The organism is Streptomyces sp. NPDC041200 (assembly GCF_055591805.1).
On record NZ_JBVIZF010000053.1, the window covers coordinates 13,609 to 28,430 of the forward strand.

Annotated in this window: 19 protein-coding genes and 1 pseudogene; 10 read left to right on the forward strand and 10 right to left on the reverse strand. The window is 71.5% G+C overall.

The features are described 5' to 3' along the window. Positions 1 to 2: 2 nt before the first annotated feature. The 4 genes from ACZ6CL_RS39880 to ACZ6CL_RS39895 form a co-directional block, all read right to left on the reverse strand. Positions 3 to 446, reverse strand: a complete 444-nt coding sequence (locus tag ACZ6CL_RS39880) for a PaaI family thioesterase (protein WP_468945719.1) — start codon at positions 444 to 446, stop codon at positions 3 to 5. Further along, complete coding sequence (locus ACZ6CL_RS39885) at positions 443 to 739, reverse strand: LmrA/YxaF family transcription factor (protein ID WP_468945721.1); 297 nt, start codon at positions 737 to 739, stop codon at positions 443 to 445. The genes ACZ6CL_RS39880 and ACZ6CL_RS39885 overlap by 4 nt, the downstream gene beginning before the upstream one ends. 75 nt (positions 740 to 814) lie before the next feature. Beyond that, entirely contained in the window at positions 815 to 1,573 is a 759-nt protein-coding gene (locus ACZ6CL_RS39890) for a nucleotidyltransferase domain-containing protein (protein ID WP_468945724.1), read from the reverse strand. After that, a complete protein-coding gene (locus ACZ6CL_RS39895; protein ID WP_468945727.1) occupies positions 1,564 to 2,055 on the reverse strand; it encodes a GNAT family N-acetyltransferase in 492 nt (163 codons plus the stop codon). The genes ACZ6CL_RS39890 and ACZ6CL_RS39895 overlap by 10 nt, the downstream gene beginning before the upstream one ends. Positions 2,056 to 2,138: 83 nt before the next feature. On the opposite strand from ACZ6CL_RS39895, the gene ACZ6CL_RS39900 reads away from it, so the two are divergent. Then, complete coding sequence (locus ACZ6CL_RS39900) at positions 2,139 to 2,771, forward strand: uridine kinase family protein (protein ID WP_468945729.1); 633 nt, start codon at positions 2,139 to 2,141, stop codon at positions 2,769 to 2,771. A 162-nt stretch (positions 2,772 to 2,933) separates the two neighbouring features. Then, positions 2,934 to 3,725, forward strand: coding sequence for an amidohydrolase family protein (locus tag ACZ6CL_RS39905; RefSeq protein WP_468945731.1), 792 nt, complete (start codon positions 2,934 to 2,936; stop codon positions 3,723 to 3,725). Between the two features lie 64 nt (positions 3,726 to 3,789). On the opposite strand, the gene ACZ6CL_RS39910 is transcribed toward ACZ6CL_RS39905, so the two are convergent. Further along, positions 3,790 to 4,092: an SCO4225 family membrane protein gene (locus ACZ6CL_RS39910; protein WP_468945733.1), complete on the reverse strand. Its 303-nt coding sequence runs from the start codon at positions 4,090 to 4,092 to the stop codon at positions 3,790 to 3,792. A 225-nt stretch (positions 4,093 to 4,317) separates the two neighbouring features. Then, the gene (locus ACZ6CL_RS39915; protein ID WP_468945735.1) at positions 4,318 to 5,100 is read right to left on the reverse strand and encodes a SigE family RNA polymerase sigma factor; all 783 of its coding nucleotides are present in this window, start codon (positions 5,098 to 5,100) and stop codon (positions 4,318 to 4,320) included. A gap of 197 nt (positions 5,101 to 5,297) precedes the next feature. On the opposite strand from ACZ6CL_RS39915, the gene afsQ1 reads away from it, so the two are divergent. From afsQ1 to ACZ6CL_RS39940, 5 genes are all read left to right on the forward strand, one after another. Further along, a complete protein-coding gene (gene afsQ1, locus ACZ6CL_RS39920) occupies positions 5,298 to 5,975 on the forward strand; it encodes a two-component system response regulator AfsQ1 (RefSeq protein WP_009717259.1) in 678 nt (225 codons plus the stop codon). Between the two features lie 52 nt (positions 5,976 to 6,027). Next, positions 6,028 to 7,674, forward strand: coding sequence for an ATP-binding protein (locus tag ACZ6CL_RS39925; protein WP_468945737.1), 1,647 nt, complete (start codon positions 6,028 to 6,030; stop codon positions 7,672 to 7,674). Further along, the gene (locus tag ACZ6CL_RS39930; protein ID WP_468945739.1) at positions 7,671 to 8,288 is read left to right on the forward strand and encodes a hypothetical protein; all 618 of its coding nucleotides are present in this window, start codon (positions 7,671 to 7,673) and stop codon (positions 8,286 to 8,288) included. Before ACZ6CL_RS39925 ends, ACZ6CL_RS39930 begins: the two co-directional genes overlap by 4 nt. Before the next feature lie 174 nt (positions 8,289 to 8,462). Continuing rightward, on the forward strand, positions 8,463 to 9,038 hold the full coding sequence (locus ACZ6CL_RS39935) for a VanZ family protein (RefSeq protein ID WP_468945741.1): 576 nt from the start codon (positions 8,463 to 8,465) through the stop codon (positions 9,036 to 9,038). A 70-nt stretch (positions 9,039 to 9,108) separates the two neighbouring features. After that, entirely contained in the window at positions 9,109 to 9,312 is a 204-nt protein-coding gene (locus tag ACZ6CL_RS39940; protein ID WP_468945743.1) for a PspC domain-containing protein, read from the forward strand. A gap of 76 nt (positions 9,313 to 9,388) precedes the next feature. On the opposite strand, the gene ACZ6CL_RS39945 is transcribed toward ACZ6CL_RS39940, so the two are convergent. Together ACZ6CL_RS39945 and ACZ6CL_RS39950 are read right to left on the reverse strand one after the other, a co-directional pair. Beyond that, complete coding sequence (locus ACZ6CL_RS39945) at positions 9,389 to 9,706, reverse strand: ATP-binding protein (RefSeq protein WP_468945745.1); 318 nt, start codon at positions 9,704 to 9,706, stop codon at positions 9,389 to 9,391. Positions 9,707 to 9,844: 138 nt separating this feature from the next. Further along, positions 9,845 to 11,011, reverse strand: a complete 1,167-nt coding sequence (locus ACZ6CL_RS39950; protein ID WP_468945746.1) for an adenosine deaminase — start codon at positions 11,009 to 11,011, stop codon at positions 9,845 to 9,847. 103 nt (positions 11,012 to 11,114) lie between these two features. On the opposite strand from ACZ6CL_RS39950, the gene ACZ6CL_RS39955 reads away from it, so the two are divergent. The 3 genes from ACZ6CL_RS39955 (at position 11,115) to ACZ6CL_RS39965 (ending at position 13,708) form a co-directional block, all read left to right on the forward strand. After that, a complete protein-coding gene (locus ACZ6CL_RS39955; protein ID WP_468945749.1) occupies positions 11,115 to 11,882 on the forward strand; it encodes an alpha/beta hydrolase in 768 nt (255 codons plus the stop codon). A gap of 240 nt (positions 11,883 to 12,122) precedes the next feature. Continuing rightward, positions 12,123 to 13,457, forward strand: coding sequence for a S8 family peptidase (locus tag ACZ6CL_RS39960; RefSeq protein ID WP_468945751.1), 1,335 nt, complete (start codon positions 12,123 to 12,125; stop codon positions 13,455 to 13,457). A gap of 8 nt (positions 13,458 to 13,465) precedes the next feature. Next, positions 13,466 to 13,708 (forward strand): hypothetical protein, encoded by a 243-nt coding sequence (locus ACZ6CL_RS39965; protein WP_468945753.1) that lies wholly within the window; start codon positions 13,466 to 13,468, stop codon positions 13,706 to 13,708. Between the two features lie 25 nt (positions 13,709 to 13,733). On the opposite strand, the gene ACZ6CL_RS39970 is transcribed toward ACZ6CL_RS39965, so the two are convergent. Then, positions 13,734 to 14,528, reverse strand: coding sequence for an ABC transporter permease (locus ACZ6CL_RS39970; RefSeq protein WP_468945755.1), 795 nt, complete (start codon positions 14,526 to 14,528; stop codon positions 13,734 to 13,736). Then, a pseudogene (locus tag ACZ6CL_RS39975) lies at positions 14,525 to 14,822 on the reverse strand (ABC transporter); the annotation flags it as partial. The gene ACZ6CL_RS39970 and the pseudogene ACZ6CL_RS39975, both read right to left, overlap by 4 nt.

A 14,822-nucleotide genomic window follows, 5' to 3' on the forward strand; every position in this document is an offset into this window, starting at 1 on the left:
ACCTAAAGGATCATGCAGGTGGTGGTGGCGTGGGCGATCAGGTTGCCCTGGTCGTCCAGCACCTTGCCCTCAGCGGTCGCGGTACGGCGGCCTGCGTGGATGACGGTGCCTTCGGCGGTGAGCGTCTGTCCGTCCGTGCGGGCGGCGCGGATGTAGTTGACCTTGAGTTCGAGGGTGGTGTAGCCGGCGCCGGCGGGGAGGGTGGTGTGGACGGCGCAGGCCATGGCGGAGTCGAGGAGGGTGGCGGCGATGCCGCCGTGGACGGTGCCGAGGGGGTTCGCGAAGTCGGGGCGGGTGTCGAGGGAGATGACGATGCGGCCGTGCTCGACCTCGTCGAAGCGCATGCCGAGCAGGCGGCCGATGGACGGGATGTCGGTGGGGCGTTCGGTCTGCACCCAGCGCATCAGTTCCAGGCCGGTCATGGCTGCGAGGTCGGTGGTGGTCATGGTCGTTCTCCTAGGTGGTGCCGGATGCGCGGGCATGGGTGCGGTGCTGGTCGGCCGAGCCGGTTGACGGCCTCCAGCGGAGCGGTGCTCTGCTCGGCCCGGCACATGATCACCGCACCTTCGACCGCCGCGATGACGAAGGCACCGAGCCTCCGGCTGCGCTCCTCGGGCAGACCGTGCCGGACGAGCAGTTCGGCGAGGGCTTCCCGCCAGCGGGCGAAGACGGCGGGGCGGCGGAGCGGGCCAGTTGAGGTGCGGCGTCGGTCACGGCTGTCACTCCTGCGCGGACTCACCTGCCCACCCCCTCCAAGCTACCTAGCAGTAACTTATGAGGTATGGCATGGCACACGCAAGAGGGGTTTCCGTGCCTACGTCGCCCCGGTACGAAGCCCTGGCCCGCGTCCCCATCGTTGCGTGTATCCCTCGCGCAGTGGCCCGCCGAGCAGGGCGAGGACCTGCTCGGCCGCGGCCGCCAAGGCGGCGGGGTCACCGTGTTCGGCCACGGCCTGGTGGCCGTCCAGCAGGGCGCTGCCCCGCGCCGGGTCGGCGCCGAGCAGTCTGCGGGGGAGCCATTTGCCGATACCCGTCCAGGCGGTGTGGTGGTCGGTGAGCAGGTGCGCGGCCTCGCGCAGGACGGCGTCGGCGAGGGAGAGCTGTTCGTACCTGTCGGTCGGCCGGGTGTCGAGCAGGTCGTCCATGAAGCAGGTCAGGAGGTAGCGGCCGCGTTCCCGCTCGGTCGGGGTGAGCGGTGGTGGACCGGCCGCGAGGGCGGCTCGGGCCCGGGTGCGGGCACGGGACAGGTGGCCGTGGGGGTCCAACAGGGGGAGGCCCTGGTCGTAGATGAAGAGGACCGTGCCCCGGCGGCGGGCTCTGTCCTCTTCGAAGACCTCGGGAAGGTCCGCGAGGGTGTGCAAGAACAGCTCGGCCAGGCGGCCGTCGTGGCGTACGACCTCGCGGCGGCTGGTGTCCGAGTCCGGGAGCAGGACCGCTACGTCCAGATCGCTGGCCGGTGTCGCGCGCCCCTGGGCGGCTGAGCCGCCGAGGATCGCGCCCAGGGCATCCGGACAGCGGCTCGTGACCAGCCGCAGTGCCTGGGCCACCGGGTCTGCTGGGCCGTTCACGGGCATGGGCGTACGTCTCGCCGGTACGTCAGGCCGGGGCGGCCGTCGAGCTTCGTCTCGCCGACGACGGTGAAACCGGTGCGGGCGAGCACGGTTCGGGAGGTCGCGTTGTCGAGGGTGGTCTCGGCCCGCAGCGTGGTCAGCCCGTAGCTGTCGGCGGCCAGGTCGCACATCGTCCGCACGGCCCCGGTGGCCAGCCCCCGGCCCGCGGCGTGCTCGGCGATCCGGTAGCCGAGTTCCGCGCAACCGTCCGCCACGTCCACGAGGTTGACCCGCCCCAGCACCTCGCCCTCCGCGCCCACCAGCAGGTGGAAGTAGCAGAAACCGGCCTCCTGCTCGGCGAGCAGGGCACGGTGGCGCTCCTCGAAGCGGTGGAAGTAGTCGTCACCCCGGTCGGGGATGGACGCGGCGAAGTAGGCACGGTTCTCCCGCTCGAACGCGAGGAGCGCGGGCGCGTGGTCCGGGCGGAGCAGCTCTAACTCAGGCATGGAGGGACTGTACGCAACGCCATCCCGGCCAAGGCGCCCCAAGGGTTCATGCGGGGGCGGGGGATGGTTCAGACTGGTGTTCCGTGACCCCTTATCCCGCCTCCGCGCGCGTCGTCCTGCTCACCGGGCCCTCCGGTTCGGGAAAGTCCTCCCTCGCGGCCCGCACCGGGCTGCCCGTGCTGAACCTCGACGACTTCTACAAGGAGGGGGACGACCCGACGCTCCCGCAGCTCGACGGGGGTGAAGGGGCCGACTGGGACTCGCCGTTGTCGTGGGACGCGGACGCGGCGGTGGGGGCGGTCGAGGCGTTGTGCCGTACGGGGCGGGCGACCGTGCCGGTGTACGACATCGCCTCCAGCTCCCGGGTGGGCGAGGAGCCGTTGGGCATCGGGCGGGCGCCGGTGTTCGTGGCGGAGGGGATCTTCGCGGCGGACATCATCGACCGGTGCCGGGCGCTGGGGGTGCTGGCGGACGCGATCTGCCTGCGGGGGCGGCCCTCGACGACGTTCCGGCGGCGACTGGCGCGCGATCTGCGGGAGGGGCGCAAGTCGGCGCCGTATCTGGTGCGCAGGGGCTGGCGGCTGATGCGCTCCGAGCGCGGCATCGTGGAGCGGCAGACGGCGCTGGGCGCGTACGCGTGCGGCCGGGACGACGCGCTGAAGCGGATAGCGGCGGCAGCAGCGGCGGATCACAGCCGGGAGGGGGCGCGGACCTAGAGGGTCGCTTTGACGTATCGAGTGGAGCCGCTTGAGAGGTGGTTGTGGGCGACACCCACTGGCTAGAGTCGCGGTAAGCGTTCGCTTAGCCGTCCTCGGTGCGGTATGGCCAGCGGCTCCAGGAGAGAGGCAGGGAACCGGATGCCGGTTATCGATGCGTGGATGCAACACCCCACGCTCCGTCACTCCAACCATGAGATGTTCGAGTCGTTGCGCCGGTGGACGGGGCGGGGGCTGCTGGAGGAGCCGTTGCCGGTCAAGGCGACGGTGGCCGCTCTGGCCGCGGGCGATGTCGAGATCGGACTGTCGGCGGCCTGGTACGGGCCTCAGGGGCCGCTGATCAGCAACGACGAAGTGGCCGACTTCGTCGCCCAGTCCGAGGGACGGCTGCGCGGAGTGGCCGGCGCGGATCTCACCCGGCCGGTCCGGGCCGTGCGGGAACTCCGCCGCGCCGTGGAGGAACTCGGTTTCGTGGCCCTGCGGCTCGTGCCCTGGCTGTGGCAGCTCCCACCCACCGACCGGCTGTACTACCCGCTGTACGCCGCCTGCGTCGACCTTGGCATCCCCTTCTGCACCCAGGTTGGTCACACCGGTCCGCTGCGACCTTCCGAGACCGGCCGCCCCATCCCCTACATCGACCAGGTCGCCCTCGACTTCCCGGAGCTGACCATCGTGTGCGGGCACATCGGCTACCCGTGGACCACGGAGATGATCGCGGTGGCCGACAAGCACGCCAACGTCTACATCGACACCAGCGCCTACACCGCCCGCCGCTACCCTCGCGAGCTGGTTGACTACCTGCGCGGCCGGGGCCGCCGGAAGGTGCTGTTCGGCACCAATTACCCCATGATCACCCCGGGTCAGGCGCTGGAACACCTCGGTGAACTGAGCCTGGACGAGGAGGCCACGGAGCTGTTCCTGTCCGGCAACGCACGACGGATCTTCAGCCTCTGACCGCGGGGTCGGCGCCGGACCCAAACGTGGCCGGACCGTACCGTGGTGAACCCCGCCGGAATCGCTAGGCGTTGCGCGCGGCGCGGGCCAGGAGGGTGATCGCGGTGGCGTTGAGCACGGCCGCCGCCGTGACCAGGCCGAAGTAGGAGCCTTCGGTGCCCTCCGGGAGGAGGACGAAGAGCAGGCTGGCCGGGGCCGTGAACAGGGCGGGCACGACCGCCGCGAACGAGGCGTCGTCGTACGGGAAGAAGCTGGCGTCCGCCCAGGCCCAGGCCAACAGGGCGCAGACCACGGCGAGATAGCCGCGGGACAGCCAGTCACCCGCGACCACATCGAGGACGCGTCGCGGAACGTCGCGTGTTTTCATGCGGATCAGCCTGTCGAAACGGGCGATACGGGAGCATGAGTATCCGTACTCAAAGCGCTCCGTACGACCACACACACGAGCGGGCCCGGACAGACCTCCCGGCCGTCAGGACCCGCTCGCCCCCGTTGGGATCCCCCGATCCCGTTTCCCCCGATTTTCCCCTATTCCCCGTTCCCCATTTCCCCGTGTTTCCCCGATTTCCCCCGTGTTTCCCTTCCCCTGCCCTCAGGCGACGAGTTCGCCGAAGGACTCTTCCTCGTTACGGCCGAAGCTGAGGGTGTCGTCCTCGCGCATCCGGCGCAGCGAGCGCCAGATGCTGCTCTTGACCGTTCCGACACTTATGTTGAGTATGTCCGCGATCTCCGGGTCCGTCCGGCCCTCGTAGTACCGCAGCACCAGCATCGTGCGCTGCAGTTCGGGGAGCCGGGCCAGGGCCTGCCAGAGCACGGCGCGCAGTTCGGTGCCGCGCATCGCGTCCTGGTCGCCCGCCGTCTCCGGCAGTTCCTCCGTCGGGTACTCGTTGAGCTTGCGCCGACGCCAGGCGCTGATGTGCAGGTTGGTCATGGTGCGGCGCAGATATCCGCCGACCGCGGCCTTGTCGCTGATCCGGTCCCAGGCCCGGTACGTCGAGAACAGCGCGCTCTGCAGCAGGTCCTCGGCCTCGAACCGGTCGCCGGTCAGGTGGTAGGCGGTTGCGTACAGGGAGGCGCGGCGCTCCTGGACGTAGGCGGTGAACTCCGCCTCCGCCAGGCTCTGCGCGCGCCGCTCCCCCTCTGCCTCCCCGTACGAGCTGCCCCCGTGGTCCCCCCCGGGACCCCCGTGCCCCCCGAGGCCCTCCCCGGCCCCCGGGTTCGCGTCAATGGCCACCATGTACGGCGGCCGCTGACGCCCGGTGCCGCGAGCGCACCCCCGCCCGCTCACGGCACCGGACTTCTCTCCGCCCCGGCCGGCGTCGTGGAGGCGCGTGCGAATGACTGCGCTGTTGTGGGTGTAGTGCAGTGTGCTCATGTCGCGCCCCCCGTCGGTGGAGCTTGCTCGGTCGTCTGCTGGCTGCCCGGCCGCTCGTTCCGGCCGGTGCACAGAAGACTTTGCCGAACCAGTTTCATGGCGCTGTCTGCCGACTGTCACAGGCTCGTCACAGGCGATCAAGTTCGGTGAACCCCGACGGTCGAACTACAGGCCCCTTGTAGGCCAGAATGACCAACGTGCCTTTCCTGTTGCTGATCGAGGACGACGACGCCATCCGCACGGCCCTCGAACTCTCCCTGTCCCGCCAGGGCCACCGTGTGGCGACGGCGGCGACGGGTGAGGACGGTCTGAAGCTGCTGCGCGAGCAGCGGCCGGACCTGATCGTGCTGGATGTGATGCTGCCCGGGATCGACGGCTTCGAGGTGTGCCGCCGTATCCGCCGTACCGACCAGTTGCCGATCATCTTGCTGACCGCCCGCAACGACGACATCGACGTCGTCGTGGGGTTGGAGTCGGGCGCGGACGACTATGTGGTCAAACCCGTGCAGGGACGGGTGCTGGACGCCCGTATCCGCGCGGTGCTGCGCCGTGGCGAGCGGGAGGCGAACGACGCGGCGTCCTTCGGCAGCCTGGTGATCGACCGGGCCGCCATGACGGTGACCAAGAACGGCGAGGATCTTCAGCTCACCCCCACCGAGCTGCGGCTTCTGCTGGAGCTGAGCCGTCGGCCGGGGCAGGCGCTGTCGCGGCAGCAGCTGTTGCGGCTGGTGTGGGAACACGACTATCTGGGTGACTCCCGGCTGGTGGACGCGTGCGTTCAGCGGCTGCGCGCCAAGGTGGAGGACGTGCCGTCGTCGCCGACGCTGATCCGCACCGTGCGTGGGGTCGGGTACCGGCTGGACGCTCCGGCGTGAGAGGTGCGGTGGCGTACGCGGGTGCGCACGGCTGGGGCGGAGACGTACGGAATTGAGCGGTGTGAGCGAGGACCCCGGGCGGGCTCGGGGCTGGGCGGCGGGGATTCTGCGGTGGCTGAGCCTGCGGCTGCGGCTGATGCTGGTCTTCGGCCTGGTGGCGCTGGCGGCCGCGGTGTCCGCGTCGGCGATCGCGTACTGGCTGAACCGTGACGCGGTGCTGACCCGCACCCAGGACGCGGCGCTGGACGAGTTCCGCAAGGCGCTGAAGGACGACACCGATCCGCTGCCGGTCACACCCACGTGTCCCGAATTGCAGGACGCGGCGGACCGCATGGCGGACAACACGCAGAAGTACGAGGTGCTGCTGGTCACCCGGACCCGGGGCAGCGGCGCCTGCACGGCGGCCTCGGCACCGGACCTGTTCACCATGAAGGCCGTGCCGACGGTGCTGCGGCGCGCGGTGGACGAGCGGCGCGCGGCCGAGGGGTCGCACGCCGCCCCGTACCACCTCTACTGGCAGCGGATCACCCTGGACGGCACCCCGTACCTGGTGGGCGGGGCGAAGGTGAACGGGGGCGGCCCGACCGGCTACATGCTCAAGTCCCTGGACACCGAGCGCCGGGACCTCAACTCGCTCGCCTGGTCGCTGGGCATCGCCACCGCACTGGCCCTGGTCGGCTCCGCGCTGCTCGCGCAGGCGGCCGCGGCCACCGTGCTGCGGCCGGTGCAGCGGCTGGGCGAGGCGGCGAACCGGCTGGGCGAGGGGCATCTCGACACCCGGCTCCAGGTCTCCGGCTCGGACGAGCTGGCCAATCTGTCGCACACCTTCAACCGGGCCGCGGAGCGGCTGCAGAAGCGGGTGGACGAGCTGAGCGCGCGGGAGGCGTCCAGCCGCCGTTTCGTCGCTGACATGTCGCATGAGCTACGGACCCCGCTGACCGCGATCACGGCCGTCAGCGAGGTGCTGGAGGAGGAGGCCGACTCCCTCGATCCGATGATCGCCCCGGCGGTGCAGCTGGTGGTCAGCGAGACCCGGCGGCTGAACGACCTGGTGGAGAACCTGATGGAGGTGACCCGCTTCGACGCGGGCACCGCGCGGCTGGTGCTCGACGACGTCGACGTCGCGGACCAGGTGACGGCCTGCATCGACGCGCGGGCCTGGCTGGACGCGGTGGAGCTGGACGCGGCGCGCGGGATCGTGGCCCGGCTGGACCCGCGGCGGCTGGACGTCATCCTGGCCAACCTGATCGGGAACGCGCTCAAGCACGGCGGCTCCCCCGTACGGGTGGCGGTACTCCCCGAGGGCGACGATCTGGTGATCAAGGTGCGGGACCACGGTCCGGGCATCCCGGAGGACGTGCTGCCGCACGTCTTCGACCGCTTCTACAAGGCGAGCGCCTCCCGGCCCCGCTCCGAGGGCAGCGGGCTGGGGCTGTCGATCGCGATGGAGAACGCGCACATCCACGGCGGCGACATCAGCGCGGCGAACTCGCCGGAGGGCGGCGCCGTCTTCACGCTGCGGCTGCCCATGGACGCCTCGCGCCTCGCCTCGATCGAGGAGCGGAAGACCGGGGAGCGGAAGGCCGAGGAGCGGAAGGCCGAGGAGCGGAAGGCCGGGGAGCGGAAGGCCGAGGACCGCAAGAGCGGCGAGGGCCGTAAGGGCGGCGAGGGCCGTACGAACGAAGGGGGCGCGCCATGAGCCCGCGAGCGACCCGGCGGCCCGCCGCCCTGCTGCTGACCGTCGTGGTCGCGCTGCTGGCGGCCGGTTGCGGCATACGCGGCACCTCGGTGCCGGTGGACGCCGGGGCCGCGCCCTCGCGCGCGTCGTGCCGGGCGCCGGAGACGGGGCGGGCGGCCGAGGGGGCGGGCCGGGTCTCCGTACGGATCTATCTGCTGTGCACCTCGCGCATCCTGTCGGTGAACCGGAACGCGCAGCTGTCGGAGAAGAAGGCGCCGATCGAGCGGGTGGAGGTGGCCCGGGCGCTGCTGGATCAGCTGCGGCAGCCGCCCTCGGCGGCCGAGTCCTCGTCCGGGTTCTCCACGGCGGTCGAGGACTGGGTCTCGGTCGCAGGTCCGGCGAAGGGCGACCCGGACGGGGCGCTGCGGCTGAACCGGCCGCCGGAGGAGCTGCAGTCCTACGCGCTCGCGCAGATCATCTGCACGCTGGCGGGCACGGCGGCGGCGGACGAGGAGCACAAGGTGGTGCTCGGCGGCCCGGACAGTGACCGGGATCCGCTGAAGCGGTACGCGTGCACGGAGGAGATGCGGAGCCGCCCGGAGGTCGCGGTGAACTCCGGGGTGCTGGTGTCCTGACGCGATGCCCGTGGCCCCCGGCGGGGGCCGGTAGGCTGACCGATTCCCTGTGGTTCGCCGCCCGTTCCCGGCCCGTTTCCCGTGACGATCCGGTGACCGACCAGTCGGTAACCCGTTACTGACCAGCGGGGTGCGTACGGAACCGGGAGCCGGGCCGACCGCGTCCTGCAATACGTGCAGGGTCGTTTCGGCCGCCGGGCCGCCTTCCGCTACCGCGCCGCGGGTTTCGTCCTCCTCGTCGCTCACCTTGCGTTCGTCTGCTGGCTGACCCTGCGCCCGCTGACCGTGCCGTGGGTGACGGCCGAGACCCTGGAACCGCTGGGCGCGATCCGCGCCGATCTGGCGCTCACCCCGTGGGCCGCGGCCCGTTCGATCGGCGGGGGGCTGCTGCTGCTCGCGCCGCTGGGTGCGCTGCTGCCGCTGGCCGGGGGCCGGGTGGACGCGTACCCCCTCGCCTCGTTCGTCCGGACGACCTTCACCGGGGCGATGACGGCCATGGGGATCGCACTGCTGCGCAGCGAGGTGACCGGCCAGATCGTGAGCGTGGACGCGCTGCTGCTGAACACCCTCGGGGTCGCGCTCGCGCATCTGCTGGTGGTGCCCGCCGTACGGGCGCTGCTCCGCCGCCGGGCTGACCGGCCCGGCGGCGCCGCCCTCCCCCGGGATGAGGGAGGCAGGGCCGTGACCCCCACGATGACCAGGGTCGGCCTCGCACCGTGGAGCGACGCCTCGTCCGGCTCACGGACCTAGCGTGGAGGTACCAACTCGGGCAACCCGGCCCGGGGACGGTACCCACCCGATACGCCGAGGAGCCACCATCATGGCCGCCGCACTGGTACGACCCCGCAACGAGAAGATGATCGCCGGTGTCTGCGCCGGTCTCGCCCGCCGCTTCGGAACGACCCCGACCACGATGCGGGTGATCTTCCTGGTCTCCTGTCTGCTGCCGGGCCCGCAGTTTCTGCTCTACATCGCGCTGTGGTTCCTGCTCCCGGCGGAGGACGCCCACCAGCAGGCCTGGTGACGACGCGGCCGGGCCGCACACCCGCGGTGGGTGTGCGGCCCGGTGTGCGGCCCGGCCTGATGGGCCGGGCGGAGGATCAGCCCAGGCGCATGATGTTGTTGGTCGGCAGGTTCTTGAGCCCGCCGAGGTTGCCGAGGTTGCCGAGGTTGCCGAGCAGGCCCTGGGCGTCGGGCTGGCTGGGCCGGTTGGCGGCGGGGCGGCCGGCGGTCTTGCCGGGGGCCGACTGGCCGGGGAGCGACGCTTGCGGGGCGGAGACGCCGACGCCCTGGCCGCCGAGACCGGCGGAGGGGCCGTGGGGCCCCGGAGCGGCCGCGGAGGCGACACCGCCTCCGGCCACGAGGGCGGCAGCGCCGAGGGCCATCACGCCGAGGGTCTTGAGGGTTCCCTGCTTCATCAGAAATCTGTCCTTGCAGACGGGGGGCTTGACCGATACGGAAACGTAGCCCTGGTTTTCGGACGCCCGCAAACAGGGAAAAGGGCCGATCGAAGGGCCGCCCGACCCTTTCTCCGACCTTTTCTTCCGTCCGTACGATCAGCTGCCCTCGACCACAGATCCCCTGGTCACGGCGGTGGTGGAACCCACCTGCCGGAACAGCCATTCGGACTTCAATTCAGCATACCCAGGCTTGATCACGTCACTGATCATCGCCAGACGTTCACCGAAAGGAATGAAGGCCGACTTCATCGCATTAACGGTGAACCACTGCATGTCGTCCAGCGTGTACTGGAACGTCGAGACCAGGTGCTGGAATTCGGTACTCATGCTCGTACCGCTCATCAGACGATTATCCGTATTCACGGTCGCCCGGAAATGCAGACGGCGCAGCAGCCCGATGGGGTGGTCGGCGTACGAGGTGGCCGCGCCCGTCTGGAGGTTGGAGGTCGGGCACAGCTCCAGCGGGATGCGCTTGTCCCGGACGTAACTGGCGAGGCGGCCCAGCGTGATGGAGCCGTCGTCGGCCACCTCGATGTCGTCGATGATGCGCACCCCGTGGCCCAGCCGGTCGGCGCCGCACCACTGGAGCGCCTGCCAGATGGAGGGCAGCCCGAACGCCTCGCCCGCGTGGATCGTGAAGTGGTTGTTCTCCCGCTTCAGGTATTCGAAGGCGTCCAGGTGGCGGGTGGGCGGGAAGCCCGCCTCGGCACCCGCGATGTCGAAGCCGACGACGCCGAGGTCGCGGTAGCGGTTGGCGAGTTCGGCGATCTCCAGGGCGCGGGCCGCGTGGCGCATCGCGGTGAGGAGGGCGCCGACGCGGATGCGGTGACCGTCCGCGCGGGCCCGCCGCTCACCCTCGCGGAAGCCCTCGTTCACCGCCTCGACCACCTGCTCCAGGGTGAGCCCCTGGGTGAGGTGCTGCTCGGGGGCGTAGCGGATCTCGGCGTAGACGACGCCGTCCTCGGCCAGGTCCTCGACGCATTCGGCGGCGACCCGGACCAGCGCGTCCCGGGTCTGCATGACGGCGCAGGTGTGGGCGAAGGTCTCCAGGTAGCGCTCGAGCGAGCCGGAGTCGGCCGCCTCGCGGAACCAGAGGCCGAGCTTGTCCGGTTCACTCTCCGGCAGCGCCTCGTACCCGGTCTCCCGCGCGAGGTCGATGATCGTGCCGGGGCGCAGCCCGCCGTCGAGGTGGTCGTGCAGCAGCACCTTGGGGGCACGGCGGATCTGTTCGGGGGTGGGCAGGTGGGTGTGCTCGCTCGTCATCTGCGCACCATAGCCCCTACGCGCGTAGATGGTCGCGGATAGATACGGAACAGTGACCCGCGCGGGTAGTGGACTCCACTCTCCGTTCTGCGATCGTTTTGCCATGGCTCAGCAAGCGTTGCCCGAACGGGGCGCCCGGCTGGGGCGGCCGATGGGCGCGGCCGCCTCGCGGAGGACCGTGCACGGTGTGGTGTTGCTGCTTCCGGACAGTGATCCGGACGGCGGCACGCGGCGGCCCACCCGGATGTCCGCCGCGGCCGTGCTGCCGCTGGCCCGGCGGCTGGTCCGGGCGGGGCAGGAGGAGGGGCTCGCCGCCCATGTCGTCCATTACCGCTGCCGGGGCTGGAACGGGCCCGACGCCGCGGCGGCCGCCGACGCCGAATGGGCCACCCAGGAGGTCGTACGGCGCTACGGCGACGTACCGGTGTGCCTCGCGGGCCACGGCATGGGCGCCCGCGCCGCGCTGCGCGCCGCCGGGCATCCCGCCGTCAGCTCGGTGGTGGCCCTGGCGCCCTGGCTGCCGGAGGTGGACGCCGCGCTGGAGCCCGAACCGGTGAAGCACCTGGTGGGACGGCAGGTGCTGATCGCCCACGGGACGAACGACGAGCGGGTCGACCCCGAGCTGTCGTACCGGCTCGCCGAGCGGGCCAAGAAGGTCAACCGCGATGTGTGCCGCTTCGAGGTGCACACCGACGGCCATGGGCTGCACCAGCACCGCGCCGAGGTCCAGGCGCTGGCCATCGACTTCCTCCTCGGCTCCCTCTTCGCCACCGGCTTCTCCCGCCCGGTGGCCGACGCCCTGGCCGCGCCGCCCCCGCTGGGCCTGCGGATGCCGCTGGCTGCGGGCTTCGGGTCCACGCTGCGGCGCTGAGCCGGCGTACAGGGCCTGAGTTGCGGTGGCCCCTCAGCGGCGTGACGGTGGATGAGGGGGGCGCCCACGAGGCGACCGTGGCACGACCGTGAGACGACCGCCTCGCAGTGGGCGATGGCACCGCGCCGGTGCGCGGCAGACCACTCGTCAGCCTTGGCGCCCGACACTCCGCGCATCGGCGCGCACCCCCGGTCCGGGGCCCCCGGCCAGGGGGAAGCGCACAGAAAGCGGAGAATCCCCATGACGAACGGACCCATGGGCAGGCCGCCCAACGGCGAACATCCCGAGCGGGCCGAGGTACCGCTCATGCCCCACGCCACCGAGTACACGGGCCGGTACGTGGTGCTGCTCGACCAGCGGGAGACGGAACGCGGACTGGACGTGCTGCGCTCGTCCGCAGGGATAGCCTCCGTCGAACGCGTCCGCGGGACCGAGCCCGCGGGCGCCGCCGAGCTGCTCCAACGCCCCGATGTCTCGGTGCTGTTCGACGAACTCGGCGCCGCCGTCGTCGAAGTGCAGCCCGACCAGCGGCACACGCTGGTGACCACGGCGCAGACCGAGCCCAGCATCATCGCGGCCGAGCCCGAACGGATGGTGTACGCCTCGGTGATCACCGAGCCGCAGCGCACGCTGACCGGCTTCTTCCCGACCTACCGCAGCGACGAGGACGAGGTCGACCGGCACACCCGGGCCGAACTCGCCTCCTCGCTGGGCCCGGCCTGGGACGAGCAGAACACCACCTGGGGCCAGCAGGCGATCCGGGCCAACATCTCGCATCTGACCGGGCGCGGGGTGAAGGTCGCCGTCCTGGACACCGGGGTGGCCACCGAACACCCGGACCTGGCCGGATGCCTTGAGCTGACGGCCTCGTTCGTGCCGGGCGAGAGCGTGGAGGACACCCACGGCCACGGTACGCACTGCATCGGCACCGTCGCCGGTCCGGCGCAGCCCGCGCACGCGCCCCGCTACGGCGTGGCGGGCGAGGCGAGGATCCTCGCCGGCAAGGTGCTGGGCGACCGCGGCACCGGCACCGACGGCCAGATCCTGGCGGGCATGGCCTGGGCCGTCGCCCACGGCGCACGGGTGATCTCGATGTCGCTCGGCGCCCAGGTCCAGCCGGGAGAACTCTTCCCGCAGACCTACGAGAACGTGGCCCGGCGCGCGCTCCAGCGCGGGACGGTCATCATCGCCGCGGCAGGCAACGAGAGCCGTCGGCCGGGGCTCGTCGTCCCCGTCGGACGGCCCGCCAACTGTCCCTCCGTGCTGGCGGTCGCGGCCCTCGACAAGGACCTGTCGACGGCGTTCTTCTCGTGCGGCGCCATCAACGGCGAGGGCGGCGAGGTCAATATCGCGGCGCCCGGCGTCGATGTGTTCTCGGCCGCCCCGGGCGGCAAGTACCAGACGCTGCGCGGCACCAGCATGGCCTGCCCGCACGCCGCCGGTGTCCTCGCGCTGATCGCCCAGGCGGCGCCGGAGGCGTCGGGGGCGGGGCTTCGGTCCCGGCTGCTCTCCGGGGCGTACCCGCTGCCGCAGCCCGCCGCTGATGTCGGCGCGGGTCTGTTGCAGGCGCCGTGACGGGCCCCGTGAGCGAGGCATCCGGACCGGTCGGGGTGATCGTCTCGGTCGACCCCGACCGGTTCGCGGAGGTCGTACGCGCCGCCCGCGCGGCCGGTCTCGCGGTCACCGGCGAACAGCCCCTGCTCGGCTCGCTGTCCGGCACGATCGCCGAGGAGCGGATCGCGGCGCTGGAGGCGGTGGACGGAGTGGAGGCCGTAGACCGGGAGCGCATCGTCCGGCTCCCGCCGCCGGACGATGCGCTCCAGTGATCCGTGACCCGCGCTGCCACGGTGGTTACTTGGGGTCGCGGTTGAACGTCGAGGCCGACCAGACGTAGCCGAGCGCGGCCAGTCCCAGGCACCAGGCGACCGCGAGCCACCCGTTGTGGCCGATCTCGCTGCCGAGCAGCAGCCCGCGCAGGGTCTCGATGGCGGGTGTGAACGGCTGGTACTCGGCGATCGGCTGGAACCAGCCCGGCATCGCGTCCACGGGCACGAAGGCGCTGGAGAGGAGCGGCAGGAGGATCATCGGCATCGCGTTGTTGCTGGCGGCCTCGGCGTTCGGGCTGACCAGGCCCATGCCCACCGCGACCCAGGTGAGCGCCAGGGCGAAGAGCACGAGCAGCCCGAACGCCGCCAGCCACTCCAGGGCGGTGGCGTCCGTGGACCGGAAGCCGATGGCCACGGCCACGGCGCCCACGAGCACCACGCTGGCGACCGCCTGCAGCACGCTGCCGAGGACATGCCCGATGAGCACGGACCCGCGGTGGATCGCCATCGTGCGGAAGCGGGCGATGATGCCCTCGGACATGTCGGTGGAGACGGAGACCGCGGTCCCGATCGTGGTGGAGCCGATGGTCATCAGCAGCAGCCCCGGGACGAGGTAGGCGATGTACGCGGAGCGGTCGGCGCCGCCCCCGATGCCCGCGCTCATGGTGTCGCCGAAGATGTAGACGAAGAGCAGCAACAGCATGATCGGCGTGAGCAGCAGATTCAGCGTGAGGGACGGGTAGCGCCGGGCGTGGAGGAGGTTGCGGCGCAGCATGGTGGCGGAGTCGCGGACGGCGAGAGAGAGGGCGGGGGTGCTCATCGGACGGTCTCCTTGGTCTGGTGGGGGACGTTGGTGTCGGCGGTGAGGGCGAAGAACACGTCGTCGAGGTCGGGGGTGTGCACGGTCAGTTCGTCGGCCTCGATGCCGGCGGAGTCCAGCCAGTCGAGGAGGGAGCGCAGTTCGCGCTGGCTGCCGTCGCTGGGGATCTGCAGGGCGAGGGCTTCGTCGTCCCGGGTGACCTCGCGCAGCGCGGAGGCTGCGGACTGGTAGGCGGCCGGGTCGGTGAAGCGGAGCCGGATGTGGCCGCCGGGGATGAGGCGTTTCAGTTCGTCG